This window comes from Sphingomonas sp. 22176 (genome assembly GCF_052045505.1).
Taxonomy (GTDB): domain Bacteria; phylum Pseudomonadota; class Alphaproteobacteria; order Sphingomonadales; family Sphingomonadaceae; genus Sphingomonas.
The window spans coordinates 628,676-650,053 of sequence record NZ_JBQEPL010000001.1; the positions used below are offsets into that span (position 1 = coordinate 628,676).

Below are 21,378 nucleotides of genomic sequence, written 5' to 3' on the forward strand. Positions count from 1 at the left end.
CGGGATCTAGACGCCACTCGGTCGTCGCTCCTGCTGTAACGGCGACCCCAATGGATTCCGGCTTTCGCCGGAATGACGGCTAAGAGGGTAGGGCGGGCTCAGCCCGCCACAATCTCCGCCACGCCGAACGTGCCGCGCTGGTAGTCGGCATAGGCCTGGTGGATTTCCTGCACGCTGTTCATCACGAACGGGCCGTGGGCGACCACCGGCTCGGGGATCGGCGCGGCATGGCCGAATAGGATCAGCGCGGGTTCGTCGGCGGTGAGCGTCAGCGTGTCGCCCGCCGAGAGGCTGGCGAGGTGCCAGGTCGGCAGCGCGCGATCGCCCACCCGCACCCCGCCGCGCACCGCATAGAGGAACAGGTCGCGGTCCTTGAGACCGTCGAAGGTCAGCGTCGCGCCTGCCGCCAGTTCGACCCAGCACAGGAACACGCCGGTCAGCGACTCGATCGCGCCGGTGCGGCCGTCAAAGTCACCCGAAACCAGATGCACCGTCGCGCCGTCGCCCGCCGCCACGCCTGGAAACGCCTCCGCCTGCAGCCCGACATAGCGCGGCGCGGTCATCTTGAGGCGGCTCGGCAGGTTCACCCAGAGCTGGAGGATCTCCATCGGCCCGCCGGCCTGCTTGAACTCGGCGGGCGAGACCTCGGCATGGACGATGCCGCGCCCGGCGGTCATCCACTGCACGCCGCCGGTGCGGATGATGCTCTCATGCCCCGCCGAATCGGTGTGCGCGAGCGAACCTTCCAGGATGAAGGTCACCGTCTCGAATCCGCGATGCGGGTGCGGGCCGAAGGGCAGGCCGGCATTGTTCGGGCGGTAGGTTTGCGGTCCGTGATGGTTGAGGAACAGGAAGGCGCCGATCTGCTCCAGCCCCGGGCCCGGCACCGGGCGGCGGGTGACGAGGTCGCCGATATCGTCGCGATAGGCGGCATGGGTGGAAAGCAGGGCGACGTCGGTCATCGGTCGTGCCTCAACAGGAAGACGGCGTGTTCCGCCAGGAGGTTGGCGAGCCCGGAGCCGGTTTGCTGGTCGCCCGATAGAAACCAGGCGCCCTCGATCGCGATGCCGCGTTCCTTCACCAGCGCGCGGAAATCGTCGACGGTGACATGGTGGATGTTGGGCGTCGCATACCAGGCGATCGGCAGCAGCCGCGTCACCGGCATCCGCCCGCCGAACAGCAGCGAGGCGCGCACCCGCCAATGCGCGAAATTGGGGAAGGAGACGAAGGCGTGGCGACCGATCCGCAGCAACTGCTCGAGCACCCAGTCGGGTCGACGCGTCGTCTGCAGCGTCTGGCTGAGGATGGCGTAATCGAAGCTGTCGTCGGGATAGTCGGCAAGGTCGGTATCGGCGTCGCCCTGGATCACCGACAGACCGCGGCCCACGGCGGCGGCGACGTTGGTCGGCTCCAGCTCCAGCCCGCGCGCGTCGCAGCCGCGATCGTCGCGCAGCGCCGCCATCAGCGCGCCGTCGCCGCAGCCGACGTCGAGGATACGCGCGCCGAGATTCACATGGGAGGCGATGATCGCGAGGTCCGGACGAAGGCTCATGCGCGTTCTCCCGCCGCAAGGAAGCCGCCGATCACGCGGTCCAGCTCGGGGCTCTCCAGCAGGAAGGCGTCGTGGCCGAAGGGCGAGCTGAGCTCGACGAAGCTGGCCGGCGCGCCGGCAGCGTTGAGGGCATGGGCGATGCTGCGCGATTCCGCGGTCGGATACAGCCAGTCGGTGTCGAAGCTCACCACGCAGAAGCGTGCCTGCGATTGCCGGAAGGCGTTGGCGAGCAGCCCGCCATGCTCCTCGGCCAGATCGAAATAGTCGAGCGCCCGGGTGATGTAGAGGTAGGAGTTGGCGTCGAACCGGTCGACGAACGCCAGCCCCTGGTGGCGCAGATAGCTTTCCACCTGGAAGTCGGCATCGAAGCCGAAGGTCTTGGCCTCGCGACCCTGCAGCTTGCGGCCGAACTTGGCGGTCAGCCCTGCTTCGGACAGATAGGTGATATGCGCCGCCATCCGTGCGACGGCGAGTCCGGCTGCGGGAGGATCCTGCGCCTCGTAATAGGCGCCGCCGCGCCACTTGGGGTCGGCCATGATCGCCTGGCGGCCGACTTCGTGAAAGGCGATGTTCTGCGCCGAGTGGCGCGGGGCCGAGGCGATCACCACCGCGGCGCGGACGCGCTCGGGGACGGTTGCCGCCCAGCTCAGCGCCTGCATCCCGCCCATCGACCCGCCGACCACCGCGAACAGGCGGTGCACGCCGAGATGGTCGAGCAGCATGGCCTGTGCGCGGACCATGTCGCGGATGGTGATCACCGGGAACTGCATGCCCCAAGGCTGGCCGGTCGCCGGGTTGATCGTCGCCGGGCCCGAGGAGCCGAGGCAGCTGCCCAGCACGTTCGAGCAGATCACGAACCAGCGATTGGTATCGATCGGCTTGCCCGGCCCCACCATCCGCGCCCACCAGCCGGGCTTGCCGGTGACGGGATGCTCGGAGGCGAGGTGCTGGTCGCCGGTCAGCGCATGGCAGACCAGGATGGCGTTGCTCGCATCGGCGTTCAGCGTGCCATAGGTCTCGTAGGCGATGTCGACCGGCGAGAACAGCACGCCGCCGTCGAGGCGCAACGGCCCCGGCAGCGTTACCGAGCGGCGAAGGCCGAAACGCGGATCATCGGACATGTCCGGCGGTTAGGCGCACCCGCGCGTCCGTTCAAGCATCCCTGCTGGACGGCTTGCCATTCGGCCCCCGTTCGGCCAATCCCCCGGCCCATGAACGCACCCGTCCCCAAGCCCTGGGTGATGGCCATCGCCCCCTATGTCGCGGGCCGCGCCACCACCGATTCGGGCAAGCCCGCCGCCAAGCTCTCGTCCAACGAGAATCCGTTCGGCACGCCCCAGGCCGCGCGCGACGCCTATGCCGCCGCCGCGACCGAGCTGGAGCGCTATCCCGATGCCGGCGCGGTCGCGCTGCGCGAGGCGCTGGGCGTGCATTACGGGGTGGAGCCCGAGCGGATCGTCTATGGCACCGGCTCGGACGAGGTGCTGCACCTCGCCGCCGGCGCGTTCGCGGGTGTGGGCGACGAGATCATCTATGTCCGCTACGGCTTCGCGGTGTACGATATCGCCACTAGGCGGGTCGGCGCGACGCCGGTGGTGGCCCCCGATCGCGACTATGCGACCGATGTCGACGCGATCCTCGCCTGCGTGACCGAGAAGACCAAGGTTGTTTTCCTGGCGAACCCCAACAACCCCACCGGCACCTATACGGCGCGCGAAGAGATCGCCCGCCTGCACGCCGCGCTCCCCAAGAGCGTGCTGCTGGTGCTCGATCAGGCGTACACCGAATATCTCGAGCCCGAGGATGACGATGGCGGCCTCGAGCTCGCCCGCACCCAGACCAACGTGCTGGTGACGCGTACCTTCTCCAAGATCTTCGGCTTGGCGTCCGAGCGGGTGGGCTGGGGCTATGGCCACCCGGACATCATCGCCGCGATGCACCGCATCCGCGCGCCGTTCGCGTTCGGCATCGGCGCGGGCCGCGCGGCGATCGCGGCGCTGGGCGACAAGGACTTCGTGGAGCATAGCCGCGCGCACAACGCCAAGTGGCGCCAGTGGTTCGCCGACGAGATCACCAGCATGGGCAACAAGGGCGTCCGCGCGGTGCCCTCCAAGGCGAACTTCCAGCTCGTCCTGTTCGAGGGCGAGGTGACCGGCGAACAGGCCTATAAGCAGCTGATGGAGGACGGCTATATCGTCCGCTGGCTGCCCGGCCAGGGTCTGCCGCACGGGCTGCGCATCACCATCGGCACCGAGGAAGAGATCAAGGGCGTGGCGGCCTCGCTGCGCCGCTTGCTCGGCGCCTGATGCTGCCCTTCGCGCGTGTCACGGTTATCGGGCTGGGGCTGATCGGCTCGTCGATCGCCCGCGGCATCCGCCAGCATATGCCGAGCGTGCGGGTGACCGGCTATGACGCCGATCCCGCCGTGCGCGAAACCGCGGTGGCGATCGACCTGTGCGACGACGTGGCAGACAGCGCGGGCACCTCGGTGATCGATGCCGACCTCGTCATCCTGTGCGTGCCGGTGGGCGCGATGGGCGCGGTCGCGGCCGAACTCGCTGCCGATCTGCCGGCGGAGGCGATCCTCAGCGATGTCGGCTCGTCCAAGGAAAGCGTGATCGAGGCGGTGCGCGCGGCGCTGCCGTCCGCGACCTTCATCCCCGCCCACCCGGTGGCGGGTACCGAGAATAGCGGGCCGACCGCCGGCTTCGCCTCGCTGTTCCACCATCGCTGGTGCATCGTCACGCCCCCCGAGGGCAGCGATCCGCTTGCGGTGGAGCGCGTGAGCGAATTCTGGCGGCGGCTGGGCGCGATGGTTGAGACGATGGAGCCGACGCACCACGACCGGGTGCTCGCGGTGACCAGCCATTTGCCGCATCTGATCGCCTACACGATCGTAGGCACCGCCTCGGACCTGGAAGAGGTCACCCAGTCCGAAGTGATCAAATATTCGGCCGGCGGCTTCCGCGACTTCACCCGCATCGCCGCCTCCGACCCGACGATGTGGCGCGACGTGTTCCTCAACAACCGCGAGGCGGTGCTCGACATGCTCCAGCGCTTCACCGAGGATCTCACCGCGCTCCAGCGCGCGATCCGCTGGGGCAAGGGCGACGAACTGTTCGATCTGTTCAGCCGCACCCGCACGATCCGCCGCTCGATCATCGACCAGGGGCAGGACGACGCGCGGCCGGACTTCGGGCGTTCGCACGAGTAAGCGCTGCCTGCCCTTTAAGTCGTCATTCCGGCCAAAGCCGGAATCCATCCGCCTCTACGTCTCAGCAAACGCCGTGACGGAGACCCCAATGGATCCCGGCTTTCGCCGGGATGACGCTTGTTGGAGTGGGCTCAGCCCCCGGTAATCGGCTGCTGGGGTTCGCGTGACACCAGTCGCTCGCTCCGGCGCTGGCACGCGGCCTGCACGACGGGATAGTCGACATCGGTGGCGCGACGAAGCGCGCCCTCCATGGCTTCCTGGCAGGCGACCTGCGACGTATAGTTGACGGGTTCCAGGCGGACCTGGCGGCAGGCTTGCGCATCGTCGCTGCAGCCCATGATCGCCAGCACGTAGAGCAGTTGGTCCATGGCAGATGACCTCCTGCCTGATTCAACGGACAGACCTCCGGGCTGTTCCCGTGGTTGCGTCGCGTGGCGTGGCGTCCCAGATTAGGGCGGATGCCTCCCGAAACCTCGTCCGCCAAGCTCGACCGGCCCATTTTCGGCACGATGAAGCGCTTCCTGCCGTACCTCTGGCCGCGCCATGCGCTGGCGCTGCGGGTGCGGATCGTGCTGGCGCTGCTGCTCGTGCTCTGCTCGAAGCTGGTGCAGGTCTATGGCGCGCCGTTCGCGCTGCAGGGGGCGATCGACCGGATGGCTTCGGGCCCGCGTGACGCGGTGTGGCTGATCATCGCGCTCGTCACCGGCTATGCCGCCGCGCGGCTGGGCACGGTGCTGTTCGACAATCTGCGCAACGCGGTGTTCGAGCGAGTGGGGCAGGATGCGACCCGACGCCTCGCCTCCGACGTGTTCCGCCACCTTCACCAGCTGTCCCTGCGCTTCCACCTCAACCGCCGCACCGGTGCGGTCACCAAGGTGGTCGAGCGCGGCACCAAGAGCATCGACACGATGCTCTATTTCCTGCTGTTCAACATCGCGCCGACCATCCTTGAACTCGGCATGGTGCTGGGCATCTTCGGCACCCGCTTCGGCTGGTGGCTGGTCGCCGGCACGCTGGCGATGGTGGTGGTCTATATCGCCTTCACCCGCTGGGTGACCGACTGGCGTTCCAAGCTGCGCGAGCAGATGAACGACCTGGATACCGGCGCCGTCGCGCACGCGGTCGATTCGCTGCTCAACTTCGAGACGGTCAAATATTTCAACGCCGAAGCCCGTGAGAGCGCGCGCTACGACAAGGCGATGACGGCCTATATGAAGGCCGCCGTCACCAGCGAGAACTCGCTCGCCTGGCTCAACATCGGCCAGGCGGTGATCACCAACCTGATGCTCGCGGCCGGCATGGCGTTGATCGTGTTCGGCTGGTCGACAGGCCGCTTCACGCCCGGCGACGTGGTGCTGGTGTCGACCCTGCTCAGCCAGCTGTTCCGCCCGCTCGACATGCTCGGCTGGGTCTATCGCACGATCCGCCAGGGCGTGATCGACATGGGCGCGATGTTCGACCTGCTCGATACCGGCGCCGAGGTGAAGGACGCTGCCGACGCACAGCCGCTGGCGATCCAGCAGGGCCATGTACGCTTCGAGGGCGTGCAGTTCGGCTATGATGCCGATCGCCAGATCCTGAAGGGCATCGACCTCGACATCCCGGCGGGCGCCACCGTCGCAGTGGTCGGCCCCTCGGGCGCTGGCAAGTCGACGCTCGCGCGGCTGATGTACCGTTTCTACGACGTCACCGGCGGCCGCATCACCATCGACGGGCAGGACATCCGTGACGTGACCCAGGCGAGCCTGCGCGCCGCGATCGGGATCGTGCCGCAGGACACGGTGCTGTTCAACGAGACGATCGGCTACAACATCGCCTATGGCCGCGAGGGCGCAACCCCCGAGGAAATCGCCGATGCGGTGCGCGGCGCGTCGATCGCGAACTTCATCCAGGCGCTGCCCGACGGGCTCGACACGCGGGTTGGCGAGCGCGGCCTCAAGCTCTCCGGCGGCGAGAAGCAGCGCGTGGCGATCGCCCGAACGCTGGTGAAGAACCCCCCCATATTGATCCTCGACGAGGCGACCAGCGCGCTCGACAGTCGCACCGAGGCCGACATCCAGGCGACGCTCGAATCGATCGAGCAGGGCCGCACCACCATCGTCATCGCGCACCGGCTCTCGACCGTGGTCCATGCCGACCGGATCGTCGTGCTCGAGGCCGGCCGCGTGGTCGAGCAGGGCACCCATGCCGAGCTGCTGCGGCAGGACGGGATCTATGCCGAAATGTGGGCCCGGCAGGCGCAGGAGCGCGAGGAAGGCGAGGCGCCGGTCGCGGAATGAGTGCGACGGAGCGTTTCGTTCTGTCGATGGACGGTGGATTGCGCGCCCGATAGAGTTGCGGCGTTCCTCGAACCGGAGCCGCTGGATCCATGCGTGTGTCATTGCCCGTGTCGGTACTCGTTGCCGCCTTGTCGCTTGGGGTGCCCGCGGCCGCCAAGCTTAGGCCGGGCAAGGTTCCGCTCGGTACCTTTCGCCCATGGAAGCCCAGTGACGGACGAGTCGCTTGGCGGTCGGGCGGCATCCGCATCCAGATCGAACCGGCGCCCTGCGCCACGCCGCCGCAGACGGAGGGCTGCCGCTTCGACCCGCAGAACAACCAGCCGCTGGTGACGGTCCATGCACCTGGCCTGCCCATTTATCGCGTGCTCGGCGATCGCCAGTCGTCAAGGTACCGCGTCGCTGTCGTCCGCTTCGAGCGGGGGGACGCGCGGCCCGGGGTCGTGATCGAGAACCAGTCGGGTGGATCGTCGGGCGATGTGCGTGAGCAACTGCTGTTTCCGCGCGGGCGCAGATTCCGGCAGACTTGGCTGCCGGGTTATCTTCAAGGCGCACTGCCGGATCGGTTGAAGGATCTGTCCGGCGACGGCCGCATCGACTTCGTGCTGGGAGACGGCGCCTTCGCCTACGCATTCGGCTGCAACGCCTGTACGCCGCGGCCCGCCATCGTCCTCACCGTCCGCCATGGACGGCCGATCGATGCCTCTCGGCTGCCCGACTATGCCGCCGCCTTTCGCCCAGACCTGCCGGTGTTCCGCAAGCGCTGCTTCGACCGGGCGCAGCGCTATCGCAACGGCAGCTGCGCGGCCTATGTTGCGACGGCCGCGCGGATGGGGCTCTATGCGGCGGCGTGGCGGCAGATGCTCCGCCACTACAACCGCGAGGGCATCGATATCTGGCAGGACTGCACCGTGCCCCCCGCGCAGTGGAATGGCGGTGGCTGCCCGTCGGGCAAGCAAACGCACTATGCGACCTTCCCGCAGTCGCTGGCAGCCTTTCTCCGCAAGACCGGTTATAGCCGCTGACCGACAGGGGAGGCGCACATGCGGATATCGTTCGGACTGGCAGGCTTGGGCGTACTGGGACTGGCCGGATGGTCGGCCTGGGCGGGGCGCAAGGCCGAGGAGATGGTGCCGGTCGACGGGCGCCTCGTCGATGTCGCCGGCGCGCGGCTGCATGTCGTCGAGCTGGGGCCGCAGGATGCCGCGGGTCCGGCGATCGTGATGATCCACGGGCTGATGGGCCAGCTGCGCAACTTCAGCCATTCGCTGACCTCGCATCTCGCCACGGATCGCCGCGTGATCCTGGTCGACCGGCCGGGCTGGGGGCATTCGCACCTCACCGGCCCGCGCCCCGATCTCGCCGGGCAGGCGCGGATGATCGCCGAGCTGATCGAGACGCTGGGGCTGGAAAAGCCGCTCGTCGTCGGCCATTCGATGGGCGGTGCGGTGGCGCTGGCGCTGGCCGTCGAGCGGCCGGAGGTGCCGGGCGGCCTCGCGCTCATCGCGCCGCTGACCCAGGTGGTGGAGAATCCCCCGGCGGTGTTCCGCGGGCTGATGGCGCCGCCGGGCCTGCGCGAATCGATCGCCTGGACGATCGCGGTGCCGATGGCGGTGGTGTTCGGCCCCCGCAATGCCGTGGCGGTGTTCGCCCCCGATCCGGTGCCGGCGGACTTCGCCGCCGCCGGGGGCGGGGCGCTGGCGGCGCGGCCGCGATCCTATCAGATGGGCAGCTTCGAGGTGCGGATGGCGCGCGATGCGATGGGCGCGCTGGTGCCGCACTATGGCGCGCTGCGGCTGCCGGTCGCCATCCTCTATGGGCGCGGCGACACGGTGCTCGACCCGGCGCTGCAGGGCGAGCGGACCGCGGCGGAGATACCGGGGGCGACGCTCACCCTGATCGAAGGCGGACACATGCTGCCGGTTACCCACGCCGCCGAAACCGACGCCTGGCTGCGCGAGGTACTGGCCCGGATGGGCTAAGCTTATTTCGCTTCGGCGATCAGCTTGGCGGCCTGGTCGCCGGCCCAGTCGAACTCGCCGGAGACGCGCCACACTTCCTTGCCGGTGGAATCATACAGGATCGTCGTCGGCAGGTTGACGCCGAGCTGGACGCTGAACGCGGTGTCCGTATCCAGATAGGGCTTGAGGTGCTGGTACCCGTTCTTCTGGAAGAACGGCCCGACGACCTCCATGCCCTTGAGGTCCTGGCTCAGCGGCAGGACGACCAGCGTGTCACCCACCTTGCCCGCCAGCGTATCGAGTGTCGGCATTTCCTTGATGCACGGCACGCACCAGGTCGCCCACAGGTTGAGCAGCACCGGCTTGCCCTTGAAGGCCGCCAGCGTGGTCTTCTTGCCCGCCGCATCGGTGAAGGAAATCGTCGGCGCCGCTTCCCCCTTGTGGCTGCGGTCGATCGCGCCGCTGGGCGCGGGTGCAGCGGCGTTTGCCGGGGGCGAAGTTTCGTTCGCTTGCTGAGAAGGCTGCGATTGCTTATCGCACGCGCCCAGTGCGAGGGCGCCCAGAAGGAGAAGACCGATCACCGAGCGCAAGGACAGCTCCAATTCCATGTGGGGAGGGCGCTTCGCCGAAGGCCCGTCCGCGGTGATGCGCGAGATAAACGCCTCCATCCCCTTCGACAAGCGAATGTGGCAGCAGGATCTGCGCGGCTCCAAGGCGCATGTCGCAATGCTGGGCCAGCAGGGGATCGTGGGGGCGGAAGACGCCGCGACGATCGGCGCGGGGCTCGAGCAGGTCGCCGCGGACTTCGCCGCCAACGGCGTGCCCGAGGATCTGGCGCTCGAAGACATCCACATGCTCGCCGAAAGCCGGCTGGCGGAGAAGATCGGTCCCGTTGCGGGCCGCCTCCACACCGCACGCTCGCGCAATGACCAGGTCGCGACCGACTTCCGCCTCTGGGTGCGCGACGCGATCGACCAGGCCGATGCGGCGCTGGGCGCGCTGCAGGACGCGCTGCTCGCGCGTGCCGAGCAGCATGCCGATAGCGTGATGCCGGGCTTCACCCATCTCCAGGTCGCGCAGCCGGTGACCTTGGGCCACCATCTGATGGCCTATTTCGAGATGTTCGCGCGCGATCGCTCGCGGCTGCAGGATGCCCGCGCCCGCATGAACCTGTGCCCGCTGGGATCGGCGGCGCTGGCCGGCACCGGCTTCAACCTCGATCGCGAGGCGACGGCCAAGGCGCTGGGCTTCGACGGCCCGACCCGCAACTCGCTCGATTCGGTATCGGACCGCGACTTCGCGCTCGACTATCTGACGGCGGCTTCGCAGTGCAGCCTCCACCTCAGCCGGCTGGCCGAGGAATTCGTGATCTGGGCCAGCCAGCCCTTCGGCTTCGTCGCGCTGTCCGACCAATGGTCGACCGGCAGCTCGATCATGCCGCAGAAGCGCAACCCCGACGCAGCCGAGCTGGTCCGCGGGCATTCGGGCCGGATCAGCGGCGCGCTGTTCAGCCTGATGATGACGATGAAGGGCCTGCCGCTCGCCTATTCGAAGGACATGCAGGACGACAAGCCGCCGGTGTTCGAGGCGCACGACCTGCTCGGCCTCAGCATTGCGGCGATGACCGGCATGGTCGAGAGCGCCACCTTCCGGCTGGAGCGGATGCGCGCAGCGGCCGAGGCCGGCTTCTCGACCGCGACCGACCTTGCCGACTGGCTGGTCCGCGAGGGCGGCATTCCGTTCCGCGAGGCGCACCACATCACCGGCCGCGCGGTGGCGAAGGCGGAAGCCGACGGCATCCGGCTCGATCAGCTGCCGATCGCAGCGCTCAAGGAAATCGATGCACGGATCGACGAACGCGTGTACGGCGTTCTCAGCGTCGACGCATCGGTGAACAGCCGGACCAGCTTCGGCGGCACGGCACCGTCGCGCGTTCGCGCGGCGATAGCAGCGGCCCGCAAGGGCCGTGAGGAGGAAGCATGAGGAAGCGACTGCTGCTCACCGTCCCGGCCCTTGGGCTGGCACTGAGCGGCTGCGGCGCGCGCGAGGCCCTGGCCCCGCGGCCGGGGGCACCGCTGCCAGTAGCGCCGTATGGCGCCGCGGCGACGCCCACGCCTCCCGCTCTTCTGAAACCGTCGGCACAGACCCGCCCGGCGCGCAGCGACGATCTGATCCAGGCGTCCGAAGCGCGGCGGAGCGACGAGTTCGACCTGCCACCCAACTGATTTTGGCGGCCATTCGCGCCGCACCCAGAGGCTCATGACCGATTTTTCGATGATCGACGGCGAACTGCACGTCGAATCGCTGCCCCTCGCGCGCATTGCCGCCGAGGTGGGTACGCCCGTCTATGTCTATTCCACCGAACGCTTCCAGGCCAATGCCCGCGCCTTTCGCGACGCGCTGAAGCCGCTGGGGCGCATCCACCTCGCCTTCGCGATCAAGGCCAATCCCAACCTCGCGGTGCTCAAGCTGCTGGCGAACGAGGGCTTCGGCGCCGATGTCGTCTCGGGCGGCGAGATGGCGCGTGCGCTGGCGGCGGGAGTCGCGGCCAAGGACATCGTCTTCTCGGGCGTCGGCAAGACCCGTCGCGAGCTGGTGAAGGGGCTGGAAGCCGGGATTGGTCAGTTCAACCTCGAGCTGGTCGAGGAAGGCGAAGTGCTGGCGGCGCTGGCGGCCGAGCGCGGGCTCACCGCGCGGGCGGCGCTGCGGGTGAACCCGGACGTCGATGCCGGCACGCACGAGAAGATCTCGACCGGCAAGGCGGAGAACAAGTTCGGCCTGCCGATCGGCGAGGCGCCGGCGATCTTCGATCGGCTCGGCAATCTGCCCGGCCTCGATCTGCACGGCATCGCGGTGCATATCGGCAGCCAGCTGCTCGGCCTCGCGCCGCTGGAAGCCGCGTTCGAGCGGGTCGGCCGGCTGCTCGCCGAGCTCCGCGCCAATGGTCACACCATCACCCATGTCGATCTCGGCGGCGGGCTGGGCGTCGCCTATCGCCCCGGCGAAGTGCCGCCGACGCCGGAAGCCTATGCGGAGATGGTCGCGCGGGTGACCAAGGACTGGGACGTCGAGCTGATGTTCGAGCCCGGCCGCACCATCGCCGGCAGCGCAGGGGTGCTGGTGACGGAAGTACTGTGGGTGAAGCCGGGGCAGGTCCATCCCTGGGTGGTGGTCGACGCTGCGATGAACGATCTCGCCCGGGTGGCGCTGTATGACGCCTATCACGGCTTCGCGGCGGTGAAGCCCAATGGCGAGCGCTTCGTCGCGAACGTTGCGGGGCCGGTGTGCGAAAGCACCGACGTGTTCGTGAAGGCGCGCGAAATCGACGCCGTGAAGTCCGGCGACCTCGCCGTGCTGGAAACGGCGGGCGCGTACGGCGCGACCATGGCCAGCACCTATAACAGCCGCCCGCTGGTGCCCGAGGTGCTGGTCTCGGGTGACCGCTACGCCATCGTCGCCGGCCGCATCTCCGCCGAGGAGATCATGGCCGCCGAAGACGTGCCGGACTGGCTGAAGTGACGCTCGCCGCGCTGCCCCTGTTCGTCAAACTGGCGGGGCGGCCGGTGATCCTGGTCGGCGAGGGCGAGCCGGCGGACGCCAAGCGCCGCCTGCTCGACCGCGCCGGCGCGAAGGTGGTGGGCGAGGACGAGACGGCCGCGCTCGCCATCGTCGCGCTCGACGCGCCCGAAGCGGTGGTCGCGCGACTCAAGGCACGCGGCGTGCTGGTCAATTGCGTCGACCGGCCCGAGCTGTGCGACTTCACGCTGCCGGCGATCGTCGACCGCGATCCGGTGCTGATCGCGATCGGCACCGGCGGTGTGTCGGCCGGACTGGCGGCGGCGCTGCGCCAGCGGCTGGAGGCGTTGCTGCCGGCAAGCCTCGGTGCGCTCGCCAAGGGGCTGGGCCGCAGCCGCGCGGCGATGAAGGCGCGCTGGCCCGATGCCGGTGCGCGGCGCCGGGCGCTGGCCGATGCGCTGGGGGAGGGCGGGATGCTCGACCTGCTGGCGGGCGACGGCGATGTCGATCGCTGGCTGGCCGAGGGCGCCGCACCGCAGGCACAACTCGTCACGCTGCGGCTGACCTCGCCCGATCCCGAGGACCTCACGCTGCGTCACGCCCGGCTGCTTGCGCAGGCCGATCGGCTTTTCCATCTAGGCGATGTGCCCGACGCCATCCTCAACCGCGCGCGTGCCGATGCCGCACGCTTCGTCGCCCGACCCCCTGCCGATCCCGGCGAAGGCCTGTCGCTCTGGCTGGAGATGGCGGGTTGAGCGGATTCGCCTATGTCGTGAAGGACGGGAAGGTCGAGCAGCCAACGATGCGCGCCGCGCTCGCCGAGACCGGCGGGCTCACCTGGATCCACCTCACCACCAATGACGAGCGTGCCCAGCTCTGGCTCGGCGGCGAGGCCAAGCTCTCGCCCTACGTCATCGATTCGCTGACCGCGACCGAGACGCGCCCCCGCTGCGACGCGGTGGGCGACGGCGCGGTGATCAATTTGCGCGGGCTTTCGAGCGAGGCCACCACCGCCTCCGATCCGCTCGCCTCGATCCGCATCTATGCGATGGGCGGCTGCGTCTTCTCGGTGACGCGCAAGCACCTCAACGCCCTCCAGCCGGTGCGCGAGGAAGTGGAGAGCGGCAAGATCCTCGATCCGGGCGACCTGATCGCCGCCATCGCCTCGCAGATTACCGAGGAACTCGATCCGGTGGTCGCCGAACTCGGCGATTCCCTCGACGATTGCGAGGAGCAGATTTCCGGCCACCGCGCCTTCGAGCTGCGGCGGATGGTCAACAAGGTGCGGGTGCAGGCGATCGGCTATCGTCGCTTCCTCAACCCGCAGCGCGCGGCGATCGAGAAGCTGGCCGGGTTGCCCGGCGACTGGCTGCGCGAGGACGATCGGCTCCACCTCTCCGCCGCCGCCGACCGCGCGGCGCGCATGGCCGAAGAGGTGGAAAGCATCCGCGAACGCGCCGCGCTGACCCACGAAACGCTCACCGACCTGCGCGGCGAACTGCTCGACCAGCGCTCGCTGGTGATCGCGATCGTCGCGATGGTGTTCCTGCCGCTGACCTTCCTGACCGGCCTGCTCGGCATGAACGTCGACGGCATCCCCTATGCGCACGAGCCCTGGGCATTCTGGGGCGTGGTGGGCGTGTGCCTGGCGATGGCATTAGGCATCACCGGCTATTTCCTGCGCCGCCACTGGTTCGAGTGACTTCCTGACATCTGTCATCCCGGCGAAAGCCGGGATCCATTCGCCACTACGCTGCAGCTAAAAAGGCTGCGGAGACCGCAATGGATTCCGGCTTTCGCCGGAATGACAAAAGGGGCACGGATGCGGAACCGAGGGGCTTTAGCACTTCAGGAAGTCGAAGATCTGCCCCACCATTACGTCGAGCGAGCCCTGGCAGTGCGCTTCGACGTCAGGCGCTTCCACGGTGTTGACCGCAATCCCCATCGGCGTCGGCCAGCCGCGCAGCGCATGGGTGATCGTCCGCAGCGCCTGCAGCGTCGCGACCGAGGCCTGCCAGCCCGCCGCCGTGGCGATCAGCCCCACCGGTAGCCCGTCGAAATAGACGCGGTCGTCGCGGCTGAGCAGCTCGACATAGTCGAGTGCTGTCTTCACCAGCCCGGAAAGCGTGCCGTGATAGCCCGGCGAGCCGATGATCACCGCGTCCGCCGTTCGCAGCGTCTCGACGAAGCGGATCACCTTCGCGTCGGTGTCGCCATGCTCGGGCTCGAAATGCGGGAAGACGATGTCGGGCCCGGTGAGCAGCGTGGTGCGCGCGCCGCGCGCCTCGGCGCGGGCGAGCGCGGCGCTGAGCAAGCGTGCGGTGCTGGACTGCGGGCGAAGCGTTCCGCCGAGCGCGACGATATGGGGGGTGGTCATGCTACCTCGTTCGATCATTCGGGTTTGCCGCCGGGCTTCCATTCCGGCTTGGCGTCGCTGTTGGCCAGCGCGTGGAGCGGCTCGACCAGCGACTGGATCGCGCGGGTCATGAAGGGGATGTCGATATTGGCGACGGTGTCGTCCTTGCTGTGATAGGTCGGCACCACCGCCCAGCCGGAGATCGTGTGGGCGACGACGCCCTTCTTCGCGAGCGAATAATTGTCCGACCGCTGGAAGAAGTTCTGCTCCGGATAGGGATCGGCCGTCACCAGCGCGCCGTGGCTCTTGAGCGTCTCGCCGAGCGTCGAACGCTCGAACCCGGTCATCATCATCGTGCCGGCGGGCAACTTGGGATCCTGCGCGCCGATCATCTCGACCTCGACATTGGCGACGATCTGGTCGAGCGGCACCGGCGGATGCGCGCCGAAATAGGTCGAGCCATAGCCGCCGATCTCTTCCGATCCATAGGCGACGAACAGGATGCCGCGCTTGGTGCGGCCCTTGGCGGCCAGCGTGCGGGCGAGTTCGAGCACTGCGGTGGTGCCCGAGGCGTCGTCATTGGCGCCGTGCAGGATCGTGCCGTCGGCCTGGACGCCGAGATGGTCGAGATGGGCGCTGAGCAGCAGCACGCCTGCCTTGGGATCGGTGCCGGGCAGCCAGCCGATGGCATTGGTGGTGGTCGCGACCTTTTCTTCCACCGGCACGGTGAGCGAGACCTTCACGTCCTTCTGCGCCGCGAGCCCGTCGAAGGCTGCGGCCGGGACCACCACGACCGAAGGGCTCGGATCGTGCGGCACGTCGCGCAGCCCGCCGGGCAGCCGCGGCTCGCCGTGCAACGCCTGGACCATCGCCTTTGTGTCGGCGCTCTCGCGAATCAGCAGCAGCCGCGGGTTCTTGAGCGCCCGTGCCATGCGATAGAGCTGCATCGCCGGCATATCGCCGGTTACCAGCATCACCGACGCGGGGGCCATCTTCGACATCGCCTTGGCGGGCGTGAGCCGCGCCACGCCTTCGCTGCCCTGGCCGTCGCCGGCGAGCAGCACGGCACCGGGCACCGCCTGGCCGTTGGCGGTGAGGGTGATCGGCGCCTTGAGCTTCAGCCGGACGATCTCCGCCTTCTGCAGATAGCCGTCCATGCCCGGTGCGGGCTGGAGGCCGAAGCCGCGGAACTGCGCGGCGACATAGGCAGCGGCGATCGCTTCATCGGGCGTCGCACTGCCGCGGCCGCGGAGCTCGTCGCCGGCGAGGAAGGTCTCGTGCGCGCGCACCCAGTCGGCGCTCACCTGTGCCTGTGCCGGTACCGCCAGCACGCTCGCCGCGGCCCATGCCGCCAGCAGCAACCCACGCTTCATTCGCCATCCCCCACTCGGTTCGTGCCGGGTGATGGGCCAAGCGGGCGCGGCGCGCAACCGGCGCCGCGCCCGCCTGGCGATCAGAAGAACAGCTTGCGGATGCTGAGCGTCACCGCGCGGCCGGTGGGATCGAGCAGATCGGGCTGGTAGTTGAGCGGCACCGCGCCGGTCTGGTCGGTCACCCGCTGTCGGCTGTTGAGGAGGTTGGTGACGCTCAGGCTCACCCGCGTGCCCCGCAGCCAATGATGTTCGCGCACCAGCTTGAACTGGCGGCCGAGGTCCGCGAACACCCGCAGGTTGAAGGTGCCGAGATCGCCGAAGTTGAGCTGGTTGGTGTTGTTCAGCCCGGTATAGACGCTGGTGCTGCTCTGCCACTTGAAGCCGAGCCGCATGCCGACGCCGTCCTTGGTGAAGCCGGCCTGCGCGTCGATCTGGTGCGCCGGCTGGCCGCCATTGTTGCCGGCGGCATCGCCGTGCAGCAGGTCGAGGATCGGCACGCCGTCGCGGATCTTGATCTGATCCTTGAAATACCAGGTGTGGTAGAGGCTGAACTGCAGCCGGCCGGCCAGCGCGCCATTGGGCCCGCCGAAGCCGCCGCGGCCGCGGCCACCGCCGCCCGGGCCGCCGCCGCCGCCCGGACCGCCAGCGCCACCCGGTGCCGCGCCCGCCGGAGGTGCCGGGGGCGGTCCGAACAGGCTGCCGCCGAACGGCGAGCGCTGCCCGTTCTGGCCCTGGCCGAACATCCGCGCCTGGCCTTCCGCCGGCAGCGGCTTGCCCGCAGCGATGGCGTCGGCGCGCTCCTTCTCGCGCTGGGCGCGCATCGCCGCGATCTTCTTTTCCAGCGACGACTTGATCGGCACCGACAGGTTGAAGCCCCAGCGCAGCTGCCTGGTGTTGTTCTCGGCGAAGTTGACCGCGCGATTGTCGATGCTGATCAGGGTACCGTCGTCGTCGCGGACGAAGCGGCTCCGGAACGCATCCTCGATCGCCGTGGTAGCGGCGGGGAAGGAAGCGATGTCGTTGCGGATGCGGCTGGTCACATAGTCGGCGCGAATCGAGAAATCGGTCTTCTCGGACGGGCGCAGCTCCAGCCCCAGCTTCATCACATGGCGCTGCTCGGCCTGGAGCGCGCGGTTGCCGCCGGTGATGGTGGTAATCGTCACCGTCTGGCCGGTGCGATAGTCGAACACGCGGGTGTTCGGGCTGGTGATCAACGGGCCGCCCAATTGGGTGGTGGTCGGCGCGTCCTCCGCGTCGGTCCAGGAAGCGATCAGCCGCACCGGCTTCAGCGGCGACCAGTTCACGCCGTAGCCGGTGGTGGTGAGCGTGCCGAAATCCGACAGGTGCTGGACGGCGACGTTGCCGTTGATCGTCAGGTCGCCGAGCGGCTGGAGCACGTCGCGGCGGCGGCTGGCGATCGGCACGTCGACGTTGAGCTGGGTGCTGGCGATGTTTCGGGTGAGCGAGGCGGGCGGCTGCGCCACGCCGTTGCGGAAGCTGGTGCTATCATACCCGCTCAGGCTGCCGCCGATCCTGAGCGAGGTGGAGACGTCGCCCGCCGGCAGCTTGAACAGCGGCCCGCGGATCAGCGCGTCGACGGTGCCGACGTTCGAGGTCGAATTGCCGCGATCGGCGGGGCGCGCGGCGCCGAGCGTATCGAAGCCGCGATCGGTGATCGTCTTGCTTTCGACGCGGTCGTAGCTGCTGGTCAGCGACCAGCCCCAGGCATTCCCCCAGGGCAGGCCGTCGCCGTTCAGCGTGGTGCCGAGGTGCGCGGTGATCGTGCGGCTGCTGGCGGTAAGCGGGCTGGGATCGGCGGAAAGCCCGACCGGCGCCGCGGTCTGCGACAGCGCGAGGCCACGCAGCGCCTCGCTCTGCTGCACCTCGAGCGTGCCGTTGACCGTCGCGCCGACCTTCTCGGTGAGGTTGCGGGCATAGCTGCCGTTGATGTTGAGGTCCTGGCTGGGGGAGACCAGCGTTCGATACGGTGCCTGGTTTACGCCGCTGCCGTCGCTGGTCGTCGGCAGCACGTTGCGCTCGCTTTCCAGCAGCGCGGTCGTGCCCTGGTACTTCACGTCGAGATTGACGCGGCGATCGCGGTTGATCTTCAGGATGTCCGCCTGGCCCTGCTGGGTGCTGTTGCCGCCCTCGGTCGGCACGCCGCCCTGCAGTTCGGTGGTGAGCGCGCGGAATCGCTCGCGCAGCACGAAATTCACCACGCGCTGATCGGCCGAATAGCCGAACTTGAGCGCGACTTCCTCGGGCAGGATGTCGACGCGTTCGATCGCCTCGGTCGGCAGGTCGCGGATTTCGGCGAAGCTGGAGATGCGGCGGCCGTTGAGCAGCACCACCGGCATGCCGCTGCCGCGCCCACTGCCGGTCTGCGGCGCGAGTTCGGTGAGCAGGTCGGCGACCGACGACACGGCATAGGCGCGAATGTCGGCCTGGTTGAGCTGGATTTCGGGCGGAATGTCTCCCTTCACAGCGCCGCGTTGTTGACCGGCGGTGACGACGATCTCGTCGGTATAGGGATCGTCCTGCGCCGGGGCGGCGGGCCGGGTCGAGCCGGGGCGACCGCCCGAGGGCTGTGCCGGCGTCGTCGTCTGTGCCTGCGCCACCAGCGGCGATACGCCCGCCAACAGTCCTGCCAGGGTGGTCCCCAGTCGCTTCATCGTTGCTCCGTCCCTTTTTCGAATCACAAGCGGGCCCGCAGGCCCGCTTCCTTTCATGAAGCGGGTACGACGCACATGTCGCAAAACTGTGCCGGATTATCGAATAGGTTGTTCCGCATGTCGCGCGGATGCGAAAATGGGGGCCGGAGCCCCCATCCTCTGTATTCATGGTGCGGTCGAGAAGACTCGAACTTCCACGGCCTTTCGGCCACAACGACCTCAACGTTGCGCGTCTACCAGTTCCGCCACGACCGCACGTGAATTTCCGCCGGCATTTCCATACCAGCGGCTGGTAAGGCAGCGGCCCCTAGCAAAGCGAAATGGGGCTGGCAACCCGCTTTGTGCGGGTTTCTTGCATTGTTGCTTCCGCCTATGCCCCGGGCCATGCCTGTTGCCACGCCGCTCACCGCTGAAACGCGCCGCCTCCTCGCGCTGGCCTGGCCGGTGATGCTGACCGGGCTCAACTGGACGATTCTGCACGTGACGGACGTGGTGGTGGTCGGTCTGGCCGGCACCCACCAGGTCGCGGCGCTGGGCGCGAGCCGGACGATCACCTTCCCGGGAATCGTGATGGGCCTGGGGGCGCTGACCGGCATCCTCGTCCATGTGTCGCGCGCTGACGGCGCGGGCGAGCTGCGCCAGACCGGCCGCGTGCTCCACGAAGGCCTGCTGCTCGCGCTGCTGCTCGGCGTGGCGAGCATGGGCATCCTGTTCGGCTTCGCCGCGCCTTTGCTCGCCGGGGTGGGCGTCGCGCCCGATCTGGTCGCGGCGAGCACGCCGGTGGTGCAGGTGATGGCGCTGGCCTATCCCTTCCAGCTGCTCACCATCGCGACGAGTTTCTTCCTCGAAGGCGTCAGCCGCCCGGCCCGGGTGACGGTGGTCAACCTCGCGGTGCTGCCGATCAACGCGCTGCTCGCCTGGCTGCTGGCGACCGGCGCCTGGGGACTGCCGGCGCTGGGGGCCGTGGGCGCTGCCGCGGCCACCGCCATCGCCTCGGCGCTGGGTGCGGCCGGCATGCTCGCCGCCGCCTGGACGCTGCCGCGGGCCGAGCCGCGCGGGGTGCGGTTGCTCGGCGACTGGGGGCGGGCGGAGACCTGGCGCGGTGCCTGGGCGCTTGCCCGATTCGGCGTGGTGCCGGCGGTGGCGTCCGGACTCGAGCTGGTCGGCTTCTCGATCCTGATCGCGCTCTCGACCCGGTTGGGCGAAACCACCGCCCATGCCTTCCAGATCGTCTTCTCGATCCACAACGTCACCTTTGCGGTGGCGCTCGGACTGGGATCGGCGGCGGGGGTACGGGTCGGCAATGCGCTGGGCGAGGGCGTGCCGCAGGCGGCGGCGGGGCGGGCCGGCATCGCCGCATTGCTCGCGGCGCTCGCCACCGGGCTGCTCGCGGCGTGCCTGATGCTGGTGCCGATGCTCGTCGTGGCGCGCTTCCCCGCGCCGGGCGAGGTGCATGCGATGGCGGCGACGATGCTGCTGCTCTGGGCGCCGTTCATCCTGTTCGATGGCGTCCAGGTGGTGTTCGTCTATGCGCTGCGTTCGCTGGGCGACCAGGTTGCCGCCGGCATCAACGGCATCCTCGCCTTCTTCGTGGTGACCGGCGGCCTGGGCCTCTGGCTGGTCCAGTCCGGCTGGGGCGCGCAGGCGCTGGTGCTCGCCTCGGGGCTGGGCATGGTCGCGGCGGCACTGCTCGATGGCGGCCGCCTGCTCGTCGTCACCCGTCGAATTCGCTCACGAAGCTGAGCTTCACCGATTTGGCGCCGCTCGGCACGTCGACCTTCGCGCCGTTGAAGTCGAAGCCTGCCTTGGGCTCCAGCGTGCGGATCGGCGGAGTGATCCGCCAGCTATAGACTTCGCGGCGCTCGCCATCGAGCAGCTGGATGCGGATGTCCGGCACGTGCTGCGTCGCGCCACTGTCGTTGAGCACCTTGCCCGAGACGATGAACAGCTTGCTGCCGTCGGCGCGGGCCTGCAGGGCCACGTTCTTCTCGCTGAACACCAGCTGCGCATTCGCGCCCCCAATCGGCAGGCCGAGCTGGGTCAGCACCTGCGGCGCCTTCCAGTAAAGCAACGCCGCGCCGCCGAGCAGCACCGAGACGAGTGCGACCAGTGCCGCGATCGTCCAGCGGATGCCGCTGCTTTTCTTCGGCGCGGGCTCGTCGAACGGATCGTAGCTGGGTTCCGGAGCGGGATCCGCCGCGGCGACGCTGCGCGAGAGGCGTGGCGCGGGCTCCACCGCCGGCGCGGGTGCCGCGACCGGGGCGGGGGGCGGGGCGGCCGGCGCCAGCTGCGTGCCGGACTGGAACCAGCTATGCTTGCAATTGGCGCAGCGCACCGTGCGGCCATCCGGGCCGACCGCCGAATCCGGCACCTCGTAGCGCGATCCGCACTGGCTGCACTCCAAGATCATGCCCAAAACCCCCTGGTACCTGCCCGAAACGCGACAGGACGGTCGAGT

The 21,378-nt window shown here is 68.9% G+C and carries 20 protein-coding genes and 1 tRNA gene; 11 read left to right on the forward strand and 10 right to left on the reverse strand.

Annotated elements, in window-relative coordinates:
• Positions 1–98: 98 nt before the first annotated feature.
• Genes ACTJKY_RS02980 through metX form a run of 3 tightly spaced genes read right to left on the reverse strand, consistent with a single transcriptional unit; the run spans position 99 to position 2,673 of the window.
• Positions 99–962, reverse strand: a complete 864-nt coding sequence (locus ACTJKY_RS02980; RefSeq protein ID WP_440844103.1) for a pirin family protein — start codon at positions 960–962, stop codon at positions 99–101.
• Positions 959–1,552, reverse strand: coding sequence for a methionine biosynthesis protein MetW (metW, locus tag ACTJKY_RS02985; protein ID WP_440844104.1), 594 nt, complete (start codon positions 1,550–1,552; stop codon positions 959–961). The genes ACTJKY_RS02980 and metW overlap by 4 nt, the downstream gene beginning before the upstream one ends.
• Positions 1,549–2,673, reverse strand: a complete 1,125-nt coding sequence (metX, locus tag ACTJKY_RS02990; protein WP_440844105.1) for a homoserine O-acetyltransferase MetX — start codon at positions 2,671–2,673, stop codon at positions 1,549–1,551. The genes metW and metX overlap by 4 nt, the downstream gene beginning before the upstream one ends.
• 90 nt (positions 2,674–2,763) lie before the next feature.
• On the opposite strand from metX, the gene hisC reads away from it, so the two are divergent.
• Entirely contained in the window at positions 2,764–3,858 is a 1,095-nt protein-coding gene (gene hisC, locus ACTJKY_RS02995) for a histidinol-phosphate transaminase (protein ID WP_440844106.1), read from the forward strand.
• Positions 3,858–4,766: a prephenate/arogenate dehydrogenase family protein gene (locus ACTJKY_RS03000; RefSeq protein WP_440844107.1), complete on the forward strand. Its 909-nt coding sequence runs from the start codon at positions 3,858–3,860 to the stop codon at positions 4,764–4,766. Before hisC ends, ACTJKY_RS03000 begins: the two co-directional genes overlap by 1 nt.
• Before the next feature lie 131 nt (positions 4,767–4,897).
• Here ACTJKY_RS03000 and ACTJKY_RS03005 read toward each other — a convergent pair whose 3' ends face one another.
• On the reverse strand, positions 4,898–5,134 hold the full coding sequence (locus tag ACTJKY_RS03005) for a hypothetical protein (RefSeq protein WP_440844108.1): 237 nt from the start codon (positions 5,132–5,134) through the stop codon (positions 4,898–4,900).
• Positions 5,135–5,224: 90 nt separating this feature from the next.
• Between ACTJKY_RS03005 and ACTJKY_RS03010 the strand changes: the two genes are divergently transcribed.
• The 3 genes from ACTJKY_RS03010 (at position 5,225) to ACTJKY_RS03020 (ending at position 9,024) form a co-directional block, all read left to right on the forward strand.
• The gene (locus ACTJKY_RS03010; RefSeq protein WP_440844109.1) at positions 5,225–7,045 is read left to right on the forward strand and encodes an ABCB family ABC transporter ATP-binding protein/permease; all 1,821 of its coding nucleotides are present in this window, start codon (positions 5,225–5,227) and stop codon (positions 7,043–7,045) included.
• Between the two features lie 107 nt (positions 7,046–7,152).
• Positions 7,153–8,067, forward strand: coding sequence for a hypothetical protein (locus tag ACTJKY_RS03015; RefSeq protein WP_440844110.1), 915 nt, complete (start codon positions 7,153–7,155; stop codon positions 8,065–8,067).
• Between the two features lie 18 nt (positions 8,068–8,085).
• Positions 8,086–9,024, forward strand: coding sequence for an alpha/beta fold hydrolase (locus ACTJKY_RS03020; protein WP_440844111.1), 939 nt, complete (start codon positions 8,086–8,088; stop codon positions 9,022–9,024).
• Between the two features lie 2 nt (positions 9,025–9,026).
• Here ACTJKY_RS03020 and ACTJKY_RS03025 read toward each other — a convergent pair whose 3' ends face one another.
• Positions 9,027–9,611, reverse strand: a complete 585-nt coding sequence (locus tag ACTJKY_RS03025) for a TlpA family protein disulfide reductase (protein ID WP_440844112.1) — start codon at positions 9,609–9,611, stop codon at positions 9,027–9,029.
• Between ACTJKY_RS03025 and argH the strand changes: the two genes are divergently transcribed.
• Genes argH through ACTJKY_RS03050 form a run of 5 tightly spaced genes read left to right on the forward strand, consistent with a single transcriptional unit; the run spans position 9,610 to position 14,221 of the window.
• A complete protein-coding gene (gene argH / locus ACTJKY_RS03030; protein ID WP_440844113.1) occupies positions 9,610–10,986 on the forward strand; it encodes an argininosuccinate lyase in 1,377 nt (458 codons plus the stop codon). The two genes, ACTJKY_RS03025 and argH, sit on opposite strands and share 2 nt — an antisense overlap.
• Positions 10,983–11,228, forward strand: a complete 246-nt coding sequence (locus ACTJKY_RS03035) for a hypothetical protein (protein WP_440844114.1) — start codon at positions 10,983–10,985, stop codon at positions 11,226–11,228. Before argH ends, ACTJKY_RS03035 begins: the two co-directional genes overlap by 4 nt.
• A gap of 34 nt (positions 11,229–11,262) precedes the next feature.
• A complete protein-coding gene (lysA, locus tag ACTJKY_RS03040) occupies positions 11,263–12,522 on the forward strand; it encodes a diaminopimelate decarboxylase (RefSeq protein WP_440844116.1) in 1,260 nt (419 codons plus the stop codon).
• Entirely contained in the window at positions 12,519–13,274 is a 756-nt protein-coding gene (locus ACTJKY_RS03045) for an NAD(P)-dependent oxidoreductase (RefSeq protein WP_440844118.1), read from the forward strand. The genes lysA and ACTJKY_RS03045 overlap by 4 nt, the downstream gene beginning before the upstream one ends.
• Positions 13,271–14,221, forward strand: a complete 951-nt coding sequence (locus ACTJKY_RS03050; protein ID WP_440844120.1) for a zinc transporter ZntB — start codon at positions 13,271–13,273, stop codon at positions 14,219–14,221. Before ACTJKY_RS03045 ends, ACTJKY_RS03050 begins: the two co-directional genes overlap by 4 nt.
• A gap of 138 nt (positions 14,222–14,359) precedes the next feature.
• On the opposite strand, the gene ACTJKY_RS03055 is transcribed toward ACTJKY_RS03050, so the two are convergent.
• From ACTJKY_RS03055 to ACTJKY_RS03070, 4 genes are all read right to left on the reverse strand, one after another.
• On the reverse strand, positions 14,360–14,896 hold the full coding sequence (locus tag ACTJKY_RS03055; RefSeq protein ID WP_440844121.1) for an NADPH-dependent FMN reductase: 537 nt from the start codon (positions 14,894–14,896) through the stop codon (positions 14,360–14,362).
• Between the two features lie 14 nt (positions 14,897–14,910).
• Positions 14,911–16,248, reverse strand: a complete 1,338-nt coding sequence (locus ACTJKY_RS03060) for a M28 family metallopeptidase (RefSeq protein ID WP_440844122.1) — start codon at positions 16,246–16,248, stop codon at positions 14,911–14,913.
• 80 nt (positions 16,249–16,328) lie between these two features.
• Complete coding sequence (locus tag ACTJKY_RS03065; RefSeq protein WP_440844123.1) at positions 16,329–18,920, reverse strand: TonB-dependent receptor; 2,592 nt, start codon at positions 18,918–18,920, stop codon at positions 16,329–16,331.
• Between the two features lie 168 nt (positions 18,921–19,088).
• Positions 19,089–19,175: transfer RNA gene (locus ACTJKY_RS03070), tRNA-Leu, on the reverse strand.
• 129 nt (positions 19,176–19,304) lie between these two features.
• On the opposite strand from ACTJKY_RS03070, the gene ACTJKY_RS03075 reads away from it, so the two are divergent.
• Complete coding sequence (locus tag ACTJKY_RS03075; RefSeq protein ID WP_440844124.1) at positions 19,305–20,663, forward strand: MATE family efflux transporter; 1,359 nt, start codon at positions 19,305–19,307, stop codon at positions 20,661–20,663.
• Here the strand turns inward: ACTJKY_RS03075 and ACTJKY_RS03080 are convergent.
• Positions 20,635–21,330, reverse strand: a complete 696-nt coding sequence (locus ACTJKY_RS03080) for a zinc-ribbon domain-containing protein (RefSeq protein ID WP_440844125.1) — start codon at positions 21,328–21,330, stop codon at positions 20,635–20,637. The two genes, ACTJKY_RS03075 and ACTJKY_RS03080, sit on opposite strands and share 29 nt — an antisense overlap.
• Between the last annotated feature and the right edge of the window lie 48 nt (positions 21,331–21,378).